This window comes from Telluria aromaticivorans, from assembly GCF_013003915.1.
Lineage (GTDB): Bacteria > Pseudomonadota > Gammaproteobacteria > Burkholderiales > Burkholderiaceae_D > Telluria > Telluria aromaticivorans.
In genome coordinates this window covers 1-19082 of the sequence record NZ_JABAIV010000005.1, presented here as the reverse complement: position 1 = coordinate 19082, position 19082 = coordinate 1, and the positions used below count along the sequence as shown (strand labels likewise).

Below are 19082 nucleotides of genomic sequence, written 5' to 3'. Positions count from 1 at the left end.
GCACCTACCCTACCTATGCTCCGAATCAGCGACCTCAAACTTCCCCTGAACCATCCCGATCCTGCCCTGCGCGAGGCCATCCTGGCCCGCCTCGGCATCGACAGCGACGCGCTGGTCGACTTCACGGTCTTCAAGCGCAGCTACGATGCGCGCAAGAAGTCGGCGATCGTGCTGATCTATTCGATCGACGCCGAGGTGCGCAACGAAGCGGCCGTGCTGGCGCGCTTCGGCAAGGACCAGTACGTCGGCCCATCGCCCGATACCGGCTACAAGTTCGTCGACGCCGGCAGGCCGGCCGCCGGCACGCCGCGCCCGGTCGTGGTCGGAACCGGCCCCTGCGGCCTGTTCGTGGCGCTGATCCTGGCGCAGATGGGCCTGAACCCGCTGGTGCTCGAGCGCGGCAAGGTGGTGCGCGAGCGCACCGTGGACACCTTCGGCTTCTGGCGCAAGCGTAAACTCAACACCGAGTCGAACGTGCAGTTCGGCGAAGGCGGCGCCGGCACCTTCTCGGACGGCAAGCTGTACAGCCAGATCAAGGACCCGAAGCATTACGGCCGCAAGGTGCTGACCGAGTTCGTCAAGTCCGGCGCGCCGGAAGAGATCATGTATGTCAGCAAGCCGCACATCGGCACCTTCCGCCTGGTGAAGATGGTCGAGCAGATGCGCGCCGAGATTACCTCGCTGGGCGGCGAAATCCGCTTCGAGACCCGATTGGACGACATCCTGGTGGCCGAGGAAAACGGCGTGCGCCAGGTCCAGGGCGTGCGCTTGGCCAATGGCGAGGAAATCCCGACCCGCCACGTGGTGATGGCGATCGGCCACAGCGCGCGCGACACCTTCGAGATGCTCTACGAGCGCGGCGTGTACATCGAGGCCAAGCCGTTCTCGATCGGCTTCCGGGTCGAGCACCCGCAGTCGCTGATCGACGTCTGCCGCTTCGGCCCGAACGCCGGCAACAAGATCCTGGGTGCGGCCGACTACAAGATCGTGCACCACGCCTCGAACGGCCGTTCGGTATACAGCTTCTGCATGTGCCCGGGCGGCACGGTAGTGGCGGCATCGTCAGAAGAAGGCCGCGTCGTCACCAACGGCATGAGCCAGTATTCGCGCAATGAGCGCAATGCCAACAGCGCCATCGTGGTCGGCATCACGCCGCAAGACTATCCGGGCCACCCGCTGGCCGGCATCGCCTTCCAGCGTGAACTCGAGTCGCGCGCCTTCCTGCTGGGCGGCAGCACCTATGACGCACCGGGCCAGCTGATGGGCGACTTCGTGCGCGGCGTGCCTTCGAAGGAATTCGGTTCGGTGATCCCGTCCTTCCGCCCGGCCGTGCACCTGACCGACCTGGCCCCTTCGCTGCCGGAATATGCGATCGTCGCCATGCGCGAAGCCTTCGTCGCTTTCGACAAGCAGATCAAGGGCTATTACAAGGAAGACGCGGTGCTGACCGGGGTCGAGACGCGCACCTCCTCGCCGATCCGCATCAAACGCAACGACGGCGACCTGCAAAGCCTGAACACGCGCGGCCTGTTCCCGGCCGGCGAAGGCGCGGGCTATGCCGGCGGCATCATGTCGGCGGCGGTGGACGGCATCCGCGTGGCCGAAGCCGTGGCGCTGGCGATGGCTGCGTGACGGCCGCGGGAAGCACGCCCCGGACGTTCGGCCCCGGCCTGGCGATCCTGGCCTCGATGGTGTCGGTGAATGCCGGCGCCGCCTGGGCCAAGGGCCTGTTCCCGCTGGTCGGCAGCGAAGGCGTCACCGCCGTGCGCGTTGGCCTGGCTGCGGTGCTGATGCTGGCCATCGTACGGCCCTGGCGCACCCTCCCCGCGCGCCGCGACGCATTCAACCTGCTGGTCTATGGCCTGATGCTGGGCTGCATGAACCTGCTGATCTACGGCGCCTTTGCGCGCATCCCGATCGGCGTGGCGGTGGCCATCGAAGTAGTCGGCCCGCTGGCGGTCGTGGTGCTGTCCTCGCGCCGTGCGCGCGACTTCGCCTGGGTGGCCCTGGCTGCGTTCGGCCTGTGGCTGCTGGCGCCTTTCCACGACGGTGTGCCGCCGCTCGACCCGCTTGGGGTGCTGTATGCGCTGGGCGCGGCCTTTTGCTGGGCGATGTATATCGTGTTCGGTAAACGCGTGTCGGGAATGAACGGCAGCCAGGCGGTGGCCTGGGGACTGCTGGCGGCAGCGCTGTTCACAGTGCCGGTCGGCGTGTTTCATGCCGGCGCCGGGCTGCTGGCGCCCGCGGTTCTGATGGGCGGGCTGGCGGTGGCGGTGCTGTCGAGCGCCCTTCCCTATTCGCTGGAGATGGCGGCGCTCGCACGTCTGCCGCAGCGGGTGTTCGGGATACTGGTGAGTGCGGGGCCGGCGTTTGCGGCGCTGGCAGGGTATCTCGTGCTGGGGGAGCGGCTGACCGGCATGCAGTGGCTGGCGATCGTGCTGGTGGTGGTGGCCTGTGGCGGGGCAGCAGCCACGGCCCGTAGGGTGGGCGGCTCCACGCGAAAATCCGATCTGCCAACGTAAACAACGCCGCACACGGCGCGGATGAATCCCAATGCCAGGTGGAGCCGCCCACCCTGCTAAATCCACCCCGCCTTCTTGAACCGCCGGTACATGTAACCGCACACGCAGGCCATCGTCGCCAGCGCCACCGGATACCCATACTTCCATTTCAGCTCGGGCATGAACTCGAAGTTCATCCCCCAGATCCCCGCAAAGGCCGTGAACACGGCGAAGATCGCCGCATAGGCCGCGAGCTTCTTGCTGATGTCGTTCTCTTCGATCGCCACCATCGACAGCGTCACCTGGATCGCCGTGTTGATGGTGTCGCGAATTGCGTCGAGCCGCGCGGCGATACGGAAAAGGTGGTCATGCACGTCGCGCAAGTACTCCTGCGTCTCGACGACCACGCCCGGCACACGCCCACCGTACAAGCGCCCGACGGCATCCATTAGCGGGATCACGGCGTGGCGCAGCACTTGGGCCTTGCGCTTGAGCGCATACAGACGCTCGACGTTGGCGCGCTGCTCGCCAACCTGGCCGAAGATGTGGTCCTCGATCGATTCCAGCTCCGAGTCGAGCATGTCGACCACGGGGAAGTAGCGGTCCACTACCGCGTCGATCAGTGCGTACAGCACGAAGCCCGCTCCCTTGCGCAGCTGGTGCGGCTCGCGCTCGGCGCGCGCGCGCACGCCGAGAAACCCCTGGTTGGCGTCGCGCCTTACCGACAGCACGTAGTTGGGCCCCGCAAAAACCGACAACTCTCCCACACTGAGCTCGTCGTCGGCAAGTTCGACCACCTGCACGACGACGAACACGCAGTCGCCGTATTCTTCCATCTTGGGACGCTGGTGGCCCCGCTCCGCATCCTCCACGGCCAGCTCGTGCAGGCTGAACTCCTCCTGCATGGTGCTGATTTCTGCCTTGTCTGGGTCGCGCAGGGCGACCCAGACGAAGGTATCGGGCTGTTTCAGGTATTCGCTGATGTCCTCGACCGGAATGTCGGACAGCTTCTTGCCTTCCTGGTAGGCGACACAATTAATCAGCATGGATCTTGGGCAAATGTACGCGGATGGTTGACGCGGAGGATGGCGCAACAGCGCCGGTGCGCCAGCTTACACCATTCGCCCTACTCTTCCCGTGCTCCGTCGATCCCGAGCTCCACGATCTTGCGCGTGATCGTGTTGCGGCCGATCCCGAGCCGCATCGCGGCATCGTTCTTGCGCCCGTGCGTGTGCTTCAGCGCGGTCTTGATCAGGGCCGATTCGAACTGGCGCCCGAGCGTGTCCATCACATCGGTCTGGCCGGCGCTGAGCATGCCGGCGGCCTGCTGTTCGAGCAGGCCGATCCACCCATCCGGCAGCGCCGCCGTGGCGGCAGGGGCCGCAGTTGCCACCCCCGGGGCCGCCGGCAGCGCCGCACCGGCATCGCCCTGCACGCCAGCGTCCAGCAGGATTCCGGGCGCAGCCTGGCTCTGGGTCAGGTCGCGTGGCAGGTCCTTGACTTCGACAGTCTGGCCGGGGGCCATCACGGTGATCCAGTTGCACAGGTTTTCCAGCTGGCGCACGTTGCCCGGCAGTTCGAGCCCGGCCAGGTAGCGCATCGCCGGCTCGCTCATGCGCTTCGGTTCGACGCCCAATTGGTGTGCGCTCTGCACCAGGAAGTGGCGTACCAGCACCGGGATGTCCTCGCTGCGTTCGCGCAAGCTTGGCAGGCGCAGGCGGATCACGTTCAGGCGGTGATACAAGTCTTCGCGGAACAGGCCGTCGCGCACGCGCTGTTCCAGGTTCTGGTGGGTGGCCGCAATCACGCGCACATTGGCTCGGACGGGCTGGTGTCCGCCGACCCGGTAGAAGTGGCCGTCCGACAGCACCCGCAGCAGGCGGGTCTGCAAATCGAAGGGCATGTCGCCGATCTCGTCGAGGAACAGGGTGCCGTTCTCGGCCTGCTCGAAGCGCCCGCGCCGCATTGCCTGCGCCCCCGTAAACGCCCCGCGCTCGTGGCCGAACAGTTCGGATTCGAGCAGGTCTTTCGGGATCGCCGCCGTGTTCAGTGCGATGAAGGGCTGCTGGGCGCGCGGGCTGTGCTTGTGCAGGGCGCGCGCGACCAGCTCCTTGCCGGTACCCGATTCGCCGGTAATCAGGACCGTCACGTTCGATTGCGACAGGCGCCCGATGGCGCGGAACACCTCCTGCATCGCCGGCGCGTGGCCGAGGATCTCGGGCGTCTCGGCGGGCGCGGCTTCCACGCTGGCTTCGCGCAGGCTTTCCTCGAGCGCGCGCCGGATCAGGCTCACGGCCTTGTCGATGTCGAAGGGCTTGGCCAGGTAATCGAAGGCGCCGCCCTGGAACGAGGCGACCGCCGAATCGAGGTCGGAAAACGCAGTGATGATGATGACCGGCAGGCCCGGATGGCGCGCCTTGACGGCCCCCAGCAGGTCGATGCCGGATTCGCCCGGCATGCGGATGTCGGACACCAGCACCTGTGGCGTATCCGTCTCGAAGGCGGCCATGGCCTCGCGCGCGTTGGCGAAGCTGCGCGTCTCCAGGCTCTCGCGCGCCAGGGCTTTTTCCAGCACCCAGCGGATCGATGCGTCGTCGTCGACAATCCAGATTGGTTTCATGTAGTCGTGTTTCCCGCAATATGGATTCAATGGGGACTCACGGCAGATGCTGGGCGCCCGCTTATGGCAGGGGCAGCAGTATCCGGAAATCCGTCAGTCCAGGCCGGCTTTCGCACTCGATCACACCCAGGTGCTGCTGCACGAAGGTCTGCGCCAGCGTCAGCCCGAGGCCGCTGCCGCCATCCCTGCCCGACACGAGCGGGTAGAAAATGCGGTCGCGGATCTCGGGTGCGATGCCCGGTCCATTGTCGATGATATGCAAGTCTAATGCCAGCCCATAACGGACCTTGGCCAGGGTGACCTGGCGCGCCACGCGGGTGCGCAACACGATCTCGGCATCGCCCGCCGCGATGCGCCCTCTCAATGCCTGGGCGGCGTTATGGGCGATGTTCAGCACCACCTGGATCAGTTGCTCCATGTCGCCCCTGAATTCGGGAATCGAGGCGTCGTAGTCGCGCCGGATGCTCAAGCCCACCGGGAATTCGGCCAGGATCAGGCTGCGCACGCGCTCGCACACTTCGTGGATGTTGACGTCGCCGACGATATGCGGCTTGCGGTGCGGCGCCAGCAGGCGGTCGACCAGGGTCTGGAGGCGGTCGGCCTCCTTGATGATCACCTGCGTGTATTCGGAGAGTTCCGACAGGTGCAGGGGTGGGAGCTCGAGTTCCAGGAGCTGGGCCGCGCCGCGGATGCCCCCGAGGGGATTCTTGATCTCGTGCGCCAGGTTGCGGATCAGTTCCTTGTTGGCCTGGCTCTGGTCGAGGATGCGCTCCTCGCGGTCGAGTTTCAGCTGCTGCACGTTCTCGCGCAGCTCGATCAGGAGCTCGCCCTCACCCAGTGCACTGACGATGCTGTTCACGTGCAGCGGCTCGCGCCCGGTGCGGTGCAGGGTCAGGTCCTGGCGCAGGTCGGCATACTGGTGCGCCAGCGCCTGGGCGCACAGGGCGGCCAGCTCCGGGCCATTCGCGAACAGCTCGGGTAACGGGCCGCGCTGCAGCGACTTCAGCGAGAGTTCGAGCAGGTTCTCGGCCGCCGGGTTCGCGTATAGCACCTCGACCTCGGGCCCGACCAGCAGCACGCTGGAGGCCAGCAGGTCGAGGCCTGCAAACCGGGCGCAGGGGCGCGCCGGGACGCCGGGGTCGCTCGCTGCACTCGTCGGACTCATCGGGCTCATCTTATGTTGGCGATCTCGCGCCGCAGGGAGGCGATATTTGTTTCCGTGCGGCCGATCTCTTCGCGCATGCTCGCCACGCGCTCCTGGTACTTGGCGTAGTTGCGCTCGTTGCCCTGGCGTTCCGGCTCGCCGCCATTGAAGTCGCGGCGCAGGTCGGCCAGCTTCTTTTCTTCCAGGCGCAGCTCGTCGTTGAGGATCTCGCGGCGGTCGTCGTCGCGCGCGCGCTGCTGGGCCGTGTCGACGCGCGGGAAGCTGGTCGGGGTCGTCGCTGCGGCAGGCCCGGTGCTACCGGGGTTGGGTGGTCGCACCGCCGGAATCGGCGCGGAGGCACGCACCGGCGGCGGCGAAGAGATCGAAGGAGTAAAACTCTCGAGCTGCTTGCAGCCGCGGCGGTTCTGGTCGGTGAACTCGACGCGGCCCTGGTCGTCCACGCACTTGTAGACCTGGGCCTGCACCGTGGGCGCCAGCGCAAGGCCGAGCCCGAGCATTGCCAGGAGGCTGGCGAAACGGCGGAATGAAGTAATTGTCGTTCCCATCAGAAATTAGTTTGCACAATAAACGTGCAGCTATTGTAGTCCGGCCCGACTATACATCAAGCATGAAAAAACGCGGGGAAAGCCCTCGCTTTCCCCGCGTTTGTTACCTCCGCTTACACCCATTGATGCCGGGGCGCGACAGGCTTGCTTTCTTGCTTATGCCGAGTAGTACATGTCGAACTCGGCCGGGTGCGGGGTCATGCGCATGCGCTGGACTTCCTGCATCTTCAGCTCGATGTAGGCGTCGATCATGGCATCGGAGAACACGCCGCCGCGGGTCAGGAACTCGCGGTCCTTGTCCAGGGCGTCCAGGGCTTCTTCCAGCGACGAGCAGACGGTCGGGATCAGCTTGTCTTCTTCCGGCGGCAGGTGGTACAGGTCTTTGGTTGCCGCTTCGCCCGGGTGGATCTTGTTCTGGATACCGTCCAGGCCGGCCATCAGCAGCGCGGCGAAGCACAGGTAGACGTTGGCCAGCGGATCCGGGAAACGGGTCTCGATGCGGCGGCCCTTCGGGTTCGCCACGTGCGGGATGCGGATCGAGGCCGAACGGTTGCGGGCCGAATAGGCCAGCTTGACCGGGGCTTCGTAGCCAGGCACCAGGCGCTTGTACGAGTTGGTGCCCGGGTTGGTGATCGCGTTCAGCGCGCGTGCATGCTTGATGATGCCGCCGATGTAGAACAGCGCGGTTTCCGACAGGCCGGCATAGCCGTCGCCTGCGAACAGGTTCTTGCCGTCTTTCCAGACCGACTGGTGCACGTGCATGCCCGAGCCATTGTCGCCATTGATCGGCTTGGGCATGAAGGTAGCGGTCTTGCCGTAGCTGTGGGCCACGTTCCAGATCACGTACTTCATGTTCTGGGTCCAGTCGGCGCGTTCGACCAGGGTCGAGAACTTGGTGCCGATTTCGTTCTGGCCCGGGCCGGCAACTTCATGGTGGTGCACTTCGACCGGGATGCCCATCGATTCGAGGATCAGCGACATTTCCGAACGCATGTCCTGGAAGCTGTCGACCGGCGGGACCGGGAAATAGCCGCCCTTGACGGTTGGGCGGTGGCCGCTGTTGCCGCCTTCGATTTCCTTGTCGGTCGACCACGAAGCTTCGTCCGAGTCGATCTTGACGAAGCAGCCCGACATGTCGATCTTCCAGCGGATCGAATCGAAGATGAAGAATTCCGGTTCGGGACCGAAGTAGGCGGTGTCGCCGATGCCCGAGGACTTCAGGTAGGCCTCGGCGCGCTTGGCGATCGAGCGCGGGTCGCGGTCATAGCCCTTGCCGTCCGACGGCTCGATCACGTCGCACTGCATGAACAGGGTGGTCTCTTCCATGAACGGGTCGATGTTGGCGGTCAGCGGGTCCGGGATCAAGAGCATGTCCGAGGCTTCGATGCCCTTCCAGCCGGCGATCGACGAACCGTCGAAGGCGTGGCCCGACTCGAATTTGTCTTCGTCGAAGTGCGAGACAGGAACGGTCACGTGATGCTCTTTGCCGCGGGTATCGGCGAAGCGGAAATCAACGAACTTGACTTCGTTGTCTTTGATCATTTGCACTACGTCTGCAGCCGTCTTTGCCATTCGTATCTCCTGATTGAAAAGGGGGTGCCGCGCTTCACATCTGCGGTAGCGCGGCAACGTGATCTACTTCAAAGCATGAACTGTGCCAAGTTGCCGTTATGAGTAAATGCCATAAGCTTCGTTGGAAGCATGCAGGTTTGGCCATACAATCGTTCCGAGCCACTGCCTGAGCCCGGGCGCAATCATGCACCAACATGGTGCATATAATGGCGGCTTGCACCATCGCAGCGCAGGATACACCGAACCAAGTTGGTGCAACGCTTTTTCTCGTTTAAAACGGATTAACCAATCATGAGCACACCTGACGCCATCCTTGCCGCCGCCCGCGCCCGCGCTGCCGGCCAGCCCTACGCCGGCGCGGTCACACCCGAAGAAGCATTTACCTTGCTGCAGCAGGACCCGCGCGCCAAGCTGGTCGACGTGCGCACCAATGCCGAGCGCGACTGGGTCGGCCGCCCCGCGGTGCCCGAGTCCCAACACGTGGCGGTGCAATGGGCCACCTACCCTGGCGGCGTGCCGAATCCCGAATTCGGTGCGCAGCTCGAGCAGGTCGCGCGCAAGGACGAGGTGCTGCTGTTCCTGTGCCGCTCGGGCGTGCGCTCGCGCCACGGCGCGCGGGTCGCCACCGAGCACGGGTTTGCCGAGTCCTATGACATCCTGGAGGGCTTCGAGGGCGACCGCGATGCCGAGGGCCACCGCAAGACAGTCGGCGGCTGGTGCAAGGCCGGACTTCCGTGGATAGGGGCCTGAGGATGGATGCACGGGAACGCCTCGACGCCGCCAGCGAACTGGCAGGCGACGGCCAGTATGAAGAAGCACTGCGCGAGTTCCAGTGGTTCCATGACCATGCGCTGGAAGAAGACCTTTCCCTGTACGGCGTGCGCCTGTCGTACGCGCTGTACGCCTGGGTCGAACTGGGCGCCGAGTATCCACCGGCATTGGCCGCGCTGGAAGCCGTGCGCGAGCGCGATGCGGCGCTGCTGCTGGCGGGCACAGGCAAGCGCCAGCTGTTCCATGACGTGGTTGCCATCGACGAGGAACTGGGCAAGACCGAAGACACGCATGCGCTGTGTGTCGCCCTGGAGCGAGCCGATCCGGGCTTGATGTCCGCCTGCGCCGACATCGCCCTGCCCGCCATCATCGCCGCCGGCGACTACGCGCTGGCCGAACGCCTGCTGCCGGAACCCGAGGACACCATCCGCCAGCGCAGCCGCTTCCTGATGAAGGCGTTTTCGCGCTGGCGCCGCCAGCATGGGCGCACCATGTATATTTCGTCGCAGATCGATATCTATGCGAGCGACGTGCGCCAGGTGCTCGGGGTACTCGAGCAGCGCGGGCGCCACGCTGAAGTGGCGCGCCTGCGCAAGCTGGCGGTGGACCTGATTCCAGCGACCACGGTGCGGCGGGCGGTGCGCGCTGCGCTCTTTCCACGCAAGTAGCGTAGCCGCGCATCGTAGCGTGGGCAAGTTCCTTGCCCACGCGTTCAAATCACGGTGATGCTGCCCGTGCGGCTGCTCAAAACCTAACTATCACCGCGTGGGCGGGAAACCCGCCCACGCTACGGCATCACCAGCACCTGCACGCCCGACGCCGCCCCCACGCCCCGATACACCCGCTGCGTCGCCTTTTTAAAATCCTCCGGCTTCGCTTTCGGAATGTGCGTAAACGTCTGCGGATTCAAATCCACCAGCGGGAACCACGAGCTCTGCACCTGCACCATGATCCGGTGCCCGCGCCGGAAGGTATGGTTCACCTGCCCCAGCTCGAAGGACAGCGCTTCCTGCTTGCCTGGCGTGAACGGCTCCGGCTTCTCGTAGCTGTTGCGGAACTTGCCGCGCAGCGGATTGCCACGCACCAGCTGCTGGAAGCCGCCCATGTTGATCGACGGCGGCCCCACGTCATTGCCCTTGCGCTCCGCCGAAGGGGTTGGATACGCCGCCGGATACACGTCGACCAGCTTGACCACCCAGTCCGCATCGGTGCCGGTGGTCGACACGAACAGCTTCGGCACCACCGGCCCGGTGATCGTCACGTCCTCTTCCAGCACCTCGCTCTGGTACACCAGCACATCCGGACGGGTCGCGGCGAAGCGCTGGTCCGACACCATGTATTCGCGCGGCACTCCAGTGGCCGCGTAACCGATATACGGCACCGGCTTGCGCGGGTCGGCGACATATTCGTCATAGCCCGCGCCGCCCGCCGCCGGCTGCTGCCAGCCCAGCGTGCCGTTCGGGCCGAAGTACAAGGTGCGTGCCTTCGCGGGCGCCGGCGGCCAGGCCGCATAGGTGCGCCACACATTGGTGCCGGTCTCGAACGCAGTCACCGCAGGCAGGCTGCGCGCCGGCTTCACGCCCTTCAGGTGCTGCTCGAAGAAGGGGAACTGGATTTCGCGCCGGTAGTAATCGCCCGTTTTCGCATCGAAGGACACGTTCCCGAGGCGGGCGCCGTCGCTGCGCGACCAGCCGCCATGCACCCACGGCCCCATCACCAGGGCGTTGGGCGTGCCCGGGTTGTATTTTCCCACCGCCTTATGAATGGCGAAGGGGCCGGCCGGGTCTTCGGCATCGAACCAGCCGCCGACCGTCAGCACTGCCGCCTTGACGTTCTTCATGTGCGGCGTGATGTCGCGCGAGCGCCAGAATTCATCATAGGTATCGTGCTCGATGGTCGGCACCAGCAGTTCGCGCTGCTCCGCGCTCATGGTGGCGAGGATGTTCGGCAGGGTCAGGTGCTTGAGGAAGAAGTCGTAGCCATCCGCTTCGCCGTAGTCGAAGCCGGAGCGGTTCTTCAGCGGCAGCGCCGGGTTCTTCATCGGCAGGAAGGACGCGTAGAAATCGAAGTTCGCGGCCAGCATGAAGGCGCCGCCGTGGTAGGAGTCGTCGCCCATGTAGAGGTCGGCGATCGGCGCCTGAGGCGAGGCCGCCTTGATCGCCGGGTGCGAATCGATGATGCTGGCCGCGGTGTAGAAGCCCGGGTAGCTGATGCCCCAGATGCCGACCCGGCCGTTATTGTTCGGCACGTGCTTGAGCAGCCATTCGACGGTGTCGTGCATGTCGGCGCTCTCCTGCCCTTCTCCCGGCGCGCGCCTGGCCTTGAGGTGCGGGGTCATCTCCTGCCAGGCGCCTTCGGACATGAAACGCCCGCGCACGTCCTGGGTCACGAAGATATAGCCGGAATCTTCCAGCTCGGGCGTGGGACTGAGGGCCGCGGGAAACCAGTCCACGCCATAACGCTGCTCGCCCTGCGCCTGCACGCCGGCGCTGTAGGGAGTGCGCTGGACCAGGAAGGGGTAGGCTTTGGAAGCGTCCTTCGGCACGTAGACCGTGGTGAACAGCTTCACGCCGTCGCGCATCGGGATGCGGTATTCGTATTTGGTGTAGGCCTCGCGCGGGGTGCGCTTTTGCGCTGGCGCCTCAAGGGCAGCCGCAGTGCCGCTGGATTGGTTGGTGGCTTGCGCGCCTGCGGCGCAGGCCAGCAACACGCCCAGCGCAAGTGCGGGCAAGGGACGACGGATCATGGCTTCCTCAGCAATTCGAAACAAAGGCCGCCAGTGTATAGGACAGTAGGGTGGGCGGCTACGCCGCCCACGCGGTGATAGTTCGCAGCGAGATCATCCGGCGCGAAAGCGGAGCCGGTAACGATCACCGCGTGGGCGTTCGTAATTCCGGGCATTGCCCGAAATTACCCCGCCCACCCTACCGACTTCCCATGCTGGTCGATGGTGCCGCGCACCCGCTCGCGCACGAAGTTGATGTGGCTGCGCAGCCGGTACAGCTCTTCGGCATAGGCCAGCGGGATCGAGATATGGTTGACGCTTTCTTCGATCTCGTCGAGGCGCTGCATGAGGCCTTCGCGTGCAGCGTCGCGCCCCTCCGGCGCGGTCGCCTCGAGCTCCTGCTCCACCTTGCGCAGGTCGCCATACCAGCGATAGACGCGCGAGCGCACGCGCCAGACGTAAATCGGCGGCACGATCTTAGAGAGCGGAATGAGCAGCGCCGCCAGCGCCACCGCGACCACCCACAGCCGTTCGAACAAATTCGCCAGCCAGAAGCGCATGTAGCGCTGCATGAAGGGCGGCCCGTCGCGGTAGTAGCGCGCCGCCTCAACCGCCACCGGGATCTCGGTGTATTTCGGCGACGGGAACTGGCCCTGCTGCTGGAACCAGCCTGCCTTGCCATGGATCTCGCCGGCCGATTTCACCAGCAGGCCCACCAGCGCCGGGTGCAGGTCTTCGCGCGCGACCAGGGTCGCGGTCGGCGCGATCAGGTGGTAGTCCTGGGCCGGGATGTCGCGCCCGAGGTCGACGATCCCGCGCGGCAGCACCACGTGGGTCAGGAAAGGCAGGCGCCGGGTATAGGCATCGGCCTGGGTGAAGTTGAACAGCTTGATGCCCGGTGTCTGCAGCAGCATCTGGATCAACGGCGCTTCCGGCGCCGAGCTGAAGACCAGGCCATCGATGCGCCCTGCCAGCAGCTCCATCGTGGCCGGCGTGTTTTCCAGCGCGCCGATCCGCAGGTCGCCCGGCTCGATGCCATTTGCGTCGAGCACCTGGCGGAACAGGCGCGGCACGCCGGTGCCTTCCGGCCCCAGGTTGATGCGCTTGCCTTTCAGGTCGACCAACTGGGTGACGCGCGCGCCTTCGCGCAGGAACAGCCACACCGGCTCGGTGAACAGGCTGCCGAGCGAGACCAGGCCGGTGGTGTCGCGCGGTGGCGCGCCCTGCCCGACTTCGGTCGAACCGCTCTGCACGAAGGCGATGTCGGCCTTGCCGTCGATCAGGCGCTGCAGGTTGTCGTGGGAGCCGAGCGAAGGTGCCAGCGTCAGGGCTATCTCGTCGCGCCCCAGCGCCGCCACGTACTGGCGGCCGAATCCCTCGTAGGCGCTGTTGAACTGGCCGGTGGCCATGGTGAGGCGGCGCGGCGGGGCCGGGTCGACCCAGAGATAGGCCAGCACCGCCACCGTGATGACTGCCAGCAGCGTCGGTCCCGACGCCACCAGCAGGTCGCGCAGCGACACGATGCTGAACTGGCGCATGCGCGTCACCGCACGCTTGACGGCAGTGCCCCCGTCTTTTAACGGACGCACTGTCGCTGGGCGGCGATGCTGCCCGGAGGCGGTTCGATCATCGGCATCAGGCTCGGGGCGAGTGTGACCAGCAGCTGCACCGGCAGCGCGCTGGTGAAGTCGTAGTTGCCGGACTGCGGGCCGTGAACATAGGCGGTCATGCTGCCGAAGAAGCGCTCGCCGATGTTGAAGACAAAGGTGGCCGAACGGTTCACGTAGCGCGATTCGAGCACGCGGCCGCCACGGGCATACACCTCGAAGCGCTGGTCGCCGGTACCGGTCTTGCCGCCCAGGGCAATGACGCTGCCGTCGGACTGCACGAAGGCGGTCTTGACGCGCTTGGCGGTACCGTCGGTGACCACGCCCTGGATCGCATCGGCGACCGCACGTGCCACCTCAGGCGCCAGCACCTGCTCCTTGCCGCCGCCCTTGGCGCGCTTCACCAGGGTTTCGTAAGGGGTGTCCTTGGCGAAGTGCAGCGAGTTGATGCGCTCGACCGGTTTGCGCACGCCGCCGTTGACGATGATGCCCATCAGCTCGGCCAGCGAGGCCGGACGGTCGGCCGAGGCGCCCAGCGTGGTCGCATAGGACGGCACCAGCGAGTCGAACGGATAGCCCATCTTCTTCCACTGCGCGTGGATCTTGAGGAAGGCTTCGACTTCGAGCAGGCCGGCGATGCGGTTGTCCTGGGCATGCTTGCGGTGGGTCTTGAACAGCCAGGAATAGACTTCCTGGCGCTCCTTGACGCTGGCATTGGTGACTTCGGTCCAGCCGGCCTTCGGGTGGGTACGCAGGTAGCTCACCAGCCACAGTTCGAGCGGGTGCACCGAAGCCACGTAGCCGCGGTCGGCCAGCGACATGTTGCGCGGGTCGTACATCTCGTACATCTTCGGGATGCGGTCCGGGTCCATGTCTTTCGCGGTCGGCAGCGACTTGTCGATGAACTCGGCGAACTGCGCCAGCGTGGCGTTCGGGGCGATGGTGCGGTGAGCCGCGGCCAGCTTCGACGCCATCGGGCGCACGGTCTGGAACAGCAGGGTCTCGACCTCGGCCGGGGTCTTGCCCTTGTACTTGTTCCAGAACTTGGCCATGAACACCTTGCCTTCGGCATCGGCGAAGCGTGCCAGGTATTCGGCGCGGCGCGGATCGTCGGCGTCGGCCAGCAGCTGGGCCGAGGAGCCCGGCAGCTGGAACATGTAGTAGCGCACCACGTCGCGCATCATGCGCACGAAGACCAGGTTGGTCGACTGGCGCAGCGCCTCGGTCACCGTCATGATCTTGCTGTTATCGAGCTTGCTGAAGTTGCCGAAGGTATGCAGGCCGCCGCCGGTGAAGAAGGCTTCGCCCGGGTTGGCCGAATACTTGCGCTCCATGGCGGCAGCGAGCATGGCCGGCAGGCCGCGGTCGGCGCCTTCCGGCAGCGTACGGAAATACTCCAGCGCCCACTGCGACATGCGGTCCTTGGCGTCGACTTCCACGCCCATCAGGCCGATCTTGTCCATCGGGCCGAAGCGCTTGTGCAGCTGGTCGACGATGTCGAGATAGGTCACCAGGGTGCGCAGCTTGGCGGTCGAACCGAGGTCGAGCTTGGCGCCTTCGTTGATGTCGAGCGGCTGGTCGTAGTTATCGGTCTGCACGCGCAGGTAGTTCACGTGCTCGCCGCGCTCCATCAGCGTGAAGCTGTAGACCACCTGGGCCGGATCGCCGTTGCCGAGCAGGCCCTTGCCGGTCAGGCCGGCCGCTTTCGCATGCTCGGCATCGGTCAGCTGGCGCAGCGCCGCGGTGACGGCCGCCTGCACCTGGGCGTCGAGGGTGGAGATGACCGACAAATCGAGGCGGTCGAGGTTGTACAGGCGCGAGTCGCCCACCAGGTAGCCGAGGTGGTTGCGCACTGCATTGGCGGCCTTGCGCGACACGAAGGCGTCGGCGCCCGGTGCCGCCACGCCCGAGGCCTGGGACGGGTGCAGTTGCACGTTCAGGGCGGCGTCGCGCAGCTGCGGCGAAATCACGCCGGCCTGGGCCAGCACGCGCAGGTGGCTGTTGGTCAGGGTCTCCAGGTCGTTCTCGCCGGCGCCCAGGTAATAGGCCGGGCGGCGCTGGGCGATCATCAGCGACAGCGCTTCCTTGTAGGCGGTCACGGCGTCAGCAGTGTTCATCGGGCCCTTGAGCATGCGGCTGACCTGGTCGAAGTCGCGGCCGTACCAGACCCACATGCCGTCGCCGATGCCGTTGACTTCGCCGTAGCCGGGCTTGGCCGACAGCGGCACGGTGTTCAGGTAGTCGAGCACGATCTGGCGCCGTGCCTTGGTGGTGTCTTCGCCGTCCTGGTAGGCGCGCAGCGTGGCCGAGGACATCTGGATGATCTTGTCGTGCAGCGAACCGGTTCGGCCTTCCGCAGAGTGCCGGTATTTCTCGATCTGGGTGGCCAGCGTGCTGCCGCCGGCCACGCGGCCGGCGCCGCCCAGGCCGACGCTGCTCAGGGTCTTGTCGAACACCGCCTTCGAGAAGCGGTCCCATTCGACGGCCGGATTGCGGTGCGGGTAGGCCGGGTCGAGCAGTTCGCGGTTCTCGATGAACAGCAGGCTTTGCACCAGCAGCGCCGGCGCCTCGTCGAACTTGTGATAGAAGCGCTCGGGGAAGCGCGAGGCGAACAGCGGCTGTGCGCGGCAATCGAGGATCTCGAGGCCGACCTTGGTTTTCTCGTGGTAGGTGGCGTACAGGCCGCGGTCGGCCATCTCGACCATCTTGGGCGAGATGCGCGCCTGCGAATCGACCAGGTAGCCGCGCGACTCCAGCTTTTGCAGGTAGGCCGGCATGCTGGCGTAACCCAGGCGCGTGTCGTAGGGGCTCGCCTCGGGGAAGCGGATCGACGGGCTTGCGCCCTTCTCCATGCGGTAGTTCAGGTCGGCGGCGATGCCGGCGAAGATCTTGGCCTGGATACGGGAGGTACGCACTTCGAGCACGGTCCAGGCGGCGATCAGCGCCAGCAGGACCAGCAGGATGCCGTAGGCCCAGAGCTTGAAGCGGCGCTTGCGCGGCGCCGGCTCGGGCGTACCTTCAGGCGAGCCCGGGCCGTCCGGCGGCTCCGGAGGAGGCAGGGGTTCGCCGCCCGGCGCGCCGTCGGCGACGGCCAGGTGAGGGAATGCTTCGTACAAGGGGACACCGCTGCCGCCCGCGGATGCGAGCACAGGTGCGCCGCCAACTGGGGCGGAACGTCCGCGCCACTTGCCGACCGCGCGGAATACATTACTAGGCCGTCCTAAACGGCGGATACTTTCCATGATGGCTCAACCGGTTTGATTCAATATGCTGCCGTCAATCCCCGCCAACCTGCTCGCCATCGTTGCTGCTGGTTTGTTCGAGTGATTGCGTCGTCGTCAGTTCGCAAAAACGGGCGGTGCAAACTCACTCCAGATTGCATCACCACAGGTATCATTCCACCACATCAATACGTCACGCGCGAGACGCGGTTTAACAATTTTGATCCTCGGGATCTATTTTCGCAAAAAAACAACGGTAGGGTTAGCAGGGCGGCATGCTGTCCTACAAAGCACTCCGCCACCTCCCGACAAGCTCTACGGAACCACCGCTCAGGCCTGCACGACAGGCGCCGGCGCGGTGCTGCGCAGTTCTTCCAGCGCGCCCAGGCAGTAGTACTGGAACCACAGCCCGGCGAACAGGAAGATCATGATGTACAGCCACAGCGACAGCATCGCCAGGAAGGGGAACAGCACTACCGACAGCAGCGCCCCACCCATCCAGGCGATGCCGGGCAGCGCGCCTGCCAGGCCCGAGGCGAAGCCGATCGCCAGCAGCGCACCGCGGTGGCGGCGCATCAGCTCGCGGCGTTCGTCCAGGCTCGCATGTGCCGCCAGGGCGTCATAGCTCATCACGCGCGAGGTCACCCAGGCCCACAGGCAGGCCTGCACCAGCCAGGCCACCGGCGGCACCGCATACAGCGGCAAGGTGAACAGCCACAGCACTGCGAATACCGCCGTGCTGCCGACGTTGATGGCGACGCTGCCGATGAAGGAGCCGCCCTGCTTCTTCTCCAGTTTCGGATATTGGGTGTTGCCGACGTGGCGTTCAATGACCGGCATCGCGATCACGCCCATGAACAGCAGCGCCGAGCCGATGATCAGGGGCAGCAGCAGTGCGATGGCCAGCAGCGGCACCACCATTACCTTCAGCACGCCCAGGCCGAGCATGGCCAGCACGCTGCCGGTCTGCTGGAAGATCTCGTATTCGGCGAAGGCGCCGTGCAGCCAGTCCAGCAGCGGCTGCAGGCCGGTCCAGAGCAGCGTGCCCCACAGCACCAGCGACAGCGCCAGCGGCGCGCTCGAGAGTAGCAGCATGCGGCGCGAGAACTGGGCGCGCAGGGCACGCCGGTAGGCGAAGCCGACGCCCTTCATCCGGACACCCGGCAGGATGGGCACAGGACCGGCTTGGAACGGGGCGGCTGGGAACATGGCGGCATCGCGGCTCCTTGTCTGGTTGGCATGATTCCCATTCTACGCACATCGCCGCCAGTGCGGCCATTGGCGTGCCTTGGGGCGATGCACTACAATCGTCGTTCTACTTGAACAACAGGAACAACCATGTCCACCACTACCACTGATTCCGGCCTGCAATACGAAGACACCGTCGTTGGCGAAGGCGCCGAAGCGAAAGCCGGCCAGCACGTCACCGTCCACTACACCGGCTGGCTGCGCAACGACGACGGCACCGCCGGCGCCAAGTTCGATTCGAGCAAGGACCGCAACGACCCGTTCCAGTTCTCGCTGGGCGCCGGCCATGTGATTCGCGGCTGGGACGAAGGCGTGCAGGGCATGAAGGTCGGCGGCCAGCGCCGCCTCACCATCCCGGCCAGCCTCGGCTACGGCGCACGCGGCGCCGGCGGCGCGATCCCACCGAACGCGACCCTGATCTTCGACGTCGAACTGCTGGCTGTTTAAAAGCTCGCCGCAACGCGTGTTTCGTAGGGTGGTCGGCTACGCCGACCGCGCGTTCAACCGGGGCGTGATGAGACGCTTCGTTTCTGCTCAAGCGTTCGCTGGACGCGCGGCCGGCCGAGCCGGCCACCCTACCTCCCCCGAGCATCCCCTCTAAAGTTCGCCCCGTTTGGCGGTGGACGCGCCCCTCCTGCGCTAAGATGCCCCGGCATACCAATTTGCCAACGCAACCACCACAGGAGTATTCATGAGCTTGCAAGAACAGTTCGCCCAGGCCCAGGCCGAATCCAAGAACCTGCCGGAACGCCCGGACAACATGACCTTGCTGAAGATGTACGCGCTGTTCAAGCAAGGTTCGAGCGGCGACGCCACCGGCGAGCGTCCAGGCATGACCGATTTCGTCAACCGCGCCAAGTTCGACGCCTGGACTGCCCTGAACGGCACCTCGCAGGACGAGGCGATGCAGCAGTACATCGACCTGGTCGAAGAACTGAAGGGCTGATTTTTCCGGGCCTAATGCTAGTTAATTAACAAGAATTTGTAGGGTGTGTAAGGGCAAAGTAGAAATGTCCGGTTTGGGCAAAGTAGAAATGTCTGCTTTTGCGATGTAGTTCATGCTGTCGACTCCGAAAAGTTTGGGGTCCAGCGTGAGCGAAACCGGGA

At 65.5% G+C, this 19082-nt stretch carries 15 protein-coding genes; 6 read left to right on the top strand and 9 right to left on the bottom strand.

The annotated features are described in order from the left end of the window. Window positions 1-15: 15 nt before the first annotated feature. Together HGB41_RS14840 and HGB41_RS14835 are read left to right on the top strand one after the other, a co-directional pair. Window positions 16-1632, top strand: coding sequence for an NAD(P)/FAD-dependent oxidoreductase (locus HGB41_RS14840; protein WP_171085754.1), 1617 nt, complete (start codon window positions 16-18; stop codon window positions 1630-1632). Then, a complete protein-coding gene (locus HGB41_RS14835) occupies window positions 1629-2522 on the top strand; it encodes an EamA family transporter (protein WP_371868527.1) in 894 nt (297 codons plus the stop codon). Before HGB41_RS14840 ends, HGB41_RS14835 begins: the two co-directional genes overlap by 4 nt. Before the next feature lie 56 nt (window positions 2523-2578). Here HGB41_RS14835 and corA read toward each other — a convergent pair whose 3' ends face one another. The 5 genes from corA to glnA form a co-directional block, all read right to left on the bottom strand. Beyond that, a complete protein-coding gene (gene corA, locus HGB41_RS14830; RefSeq protein ID WP_171085753.1) occupies window positions 2579-3547 on the bottom strand; it encodes a magnesium/cobalt transporter CorA in 969 nt (322 codons plus the stop codon). A gap of 80 nt (window positions 3548-3627) precedes the next feature. Next, entirely contained in the window at window positions 3628-5121 is a 1494-nt protein-coding gene (gene ntrC / locus HGB41_RS14825) for a nitrogen regulation protein NR(I) (protein ID WP_171085751.1), read from the bottom strand. A 61-nt stretch (window positions 5122-5182) separates the two neighbouring features. After that, a complete protein-coding gene (gene glnL / locus HGB41_RS14820; RefSeq protein ID WP_171085748.1) occupies window positions 5183-6286 on the bottom strand; it encodes a nitrogen regulation protein NR(II) in 1104 nt (367 codons plus the stop codon). A 5-nt stretch (window positions 6287-6291) separates the two neighbouring features. Continuing rightward, a complete protein-coding gene (locus HGB41_RS14815; RefSeq protein ID WP_229423043.1) occupies window positions 6292-6831 on the bottom strand; it encodes a DUF4124 domain-containing protein in 540 nt (179 codons plus the stop codon). Window positions 6832-6987: 156 nt separating this feature from the next. After that, window positions 6988-8403, bottom strand: a complete 1416-nt coding sequence (glnA, locus tag HGB41_RS14810) for a type I glutamate--ammonia ligase (protein ID WP_171085746.1) — start codon at window positions 8401-8403, stop codon at window positions 6988-6990. A 291-nt stretch (window positions 8404-8694) separates the two neighbouring features. Here glnA and HGB41_RS14800 point away from each other — a divergent pair, with 291 nt between their 5' ends. Together HGB41_RS14800 and HGB41_RS14795 are read left to right on the top strand one after the other, a co-directional pair. Next, complete coding sequence (locus HGB41_RS14800) at window positions 8695-9153, top strand: rhodanese-like domain-containing protein (protein WP_171085745.1); 459 nt, start codon at window positions 8695-8697, stop codon at window positions 9151-9153. A gap of 2 nt (window positions 9154-9155) precedes the next feature. Continuing rightward, the gene (locus HGB41_RS14795; protein ID WP_171085743.1) at window positions 9156-9842 is read left to right on the top strand and encodes a hypothetical protein; all 687 of its coding nucleotides are present in this window, start codon (window positions 9156-9158) and stop codon (window positions 9840-9842) included. Between the two features lie 119 nt (window positions 9843-9961). Here HGB41_RS14795 and HGB41_RS14790 read toward each other — a convergent pair whose 3' ends face one another. From HGB41_RS14790 to HGB41_RS14775, 4 genes are all read right to left on the bottom strand, one after another. Further along, window positions 9962-11920, bottom strand: coding sequence for a CocE/NonD family hydrolase (locus HGB41_RS14790; protein ID WP_171085741.1), 1959 nt, complete (start codon window positions 11918-11920; stop codon window positions 9962-9964). 164 nt (window positions 11921-12084) lie between these two features. Then, complete coding sequence (locus HGB41_RS14785; RefSeq protein WP_171085739.1) at window positions 12085-13437, bottom strand: TAXI family TRAP transporter solute-binding subunit; 1353 nt, start codon at window positions 13435-13437, stop codon at window positions 12085-12087. Between the two features lie 38 nt (window positions 13438-13475). After that, a complete protein-coding gene (locus tag HGB41_RS14780; protein WP_371868526.1) occupies window positions 13476-16622 on the bottom strand; it encodes a transglycosylase domain-containing protein in 3147 nt (1048 codons plus the stop codon). 435 nt (window positions 16623-17057) lie between these two features. Beyond that, window positions 17058-17936 (bottom strand): EI24 domain-containing protein, encoded by an 879-nt coding sequence (locus HGB41_RS14775; RefSeq protein WP_371868525.1) that lies wholly within the window; start codon window positions 17934-17936, stop codon window positions 17058-17060. 129 nt (window positions 17937-18065) lie between these two features. On the opposite strand from HGB41_RS14775, the gene HGB41_RS14770 reads away from it, so the two are divergent. Further along, a complete protein-coding gene (locus HGB41_RS14770; RefSeq protein ID WP_171085737.1) occupies window positions 18066-18422 on the top strand; it encodes an FKBP-type peptidyl-prolyl cis-trans isomerase in 357 nt (118 codons plus the stop codon). Window positions 18423-18666: 244 nt separating this feature from the next. Beyond that, window positions 18667-18921, top strand: a complete 255-nt coding sequence (locus HGB41_RS14765) for an acyl-CoA-binding protein (protein ID WP_171085735.1) — start codon at window positions 18667-18669, stop codon at window positions 18919-18921. Window positions 18922-19082 lie beyond the last annotated feature (161 nt).

Coding starts and splice junctions, on each gene's coding strand:
- HGB41_RS14840 (WP_171085754.1), top strand. CDS start 16: ATGCTCCGAATCAGCGACCTCAAACTTCCCCTGAACCATCCCGATCCT.
- corA (WP_171085753.1), bottom strand. CDS start 3,547: ATGCTGATTAATTGTGTCGCCTACCAGGAAGGCAAGAAGCTGTCCGAC.
- ntrC (WP_171085751.1), bottom strand. CDS start 5,121: ATGAAACCAATCTGGATTGTCGACGACGACGCATCGATCCGCTGGGTG.
- glnL (WP_171085748.1), bottom strand. CDS start 6,286: ATGAGTCCGACGAGTGCAGCGAGCGACCCCGGCGTCCCGGCGCGCCCC.
- HGB41_RS14815 (WP_229423043.1), bottom strand. CDS start 6,831: ATGGGAACGACAATTACTTCATTCCGCCGTTTCGCCAGCCTCCTGGCA.
- glnA (WP_171085746.1), bottom strand. CDS start 8,403: ATGGCAAAGACGGCTGCAGACGTAGTGCAAATGATCAAAGACAACGAA.
- HGB41_RS14800 (WP_171085745.1), top strand. CDS start 8,695: ATGAGCACACCTGACGCCATCCTTGCCGCCGCCCGCGCCCGCGCTGCC.
- HGB41_RS14795 (WP_171085743.1), top strand. CDS start 9,156: ATGGATGCACGGGAACGCCTCGACGCCGCCAGCGAACTGGCAGGCGAC.
- HGB41_RS14790 (WP_171085741.1), bottom strand. CDS start 11,920: ATGATCCGTCGTCCCTTGCCCGCACTTGCGCTGGGCGTGTTGCTGGCC.
- HGB41_RS14785 (WP_171085739.1), bottom strand. CDS start 13,437: ATGCGCCAGTTCAGCATCGTGTCGCTGCGCGACCTGCTGGTGGCGTCG.
- HGB41_RS14775 (WP_371868525.1), bottom strand. CDS start 17,936: ATGTTCCCAGCCGCCCCGTTCCAAGCCGGTCCTGTGCCCATCCTGCCG.
- HGB41_RS14770 (WP_171085737.1), top strand. CDS start 18,066: ATGTCCACCACTACCACTGATTCCGGCCTGCAATACGAAGACACCGTC.
- HGB41_RS14765 (WP_171085735.1), top strand. CDS start 18,667: ATGAGCTTGCAAGAACAGTTCGCCCAGGCCCAGGCCGAATCCAAGAAC.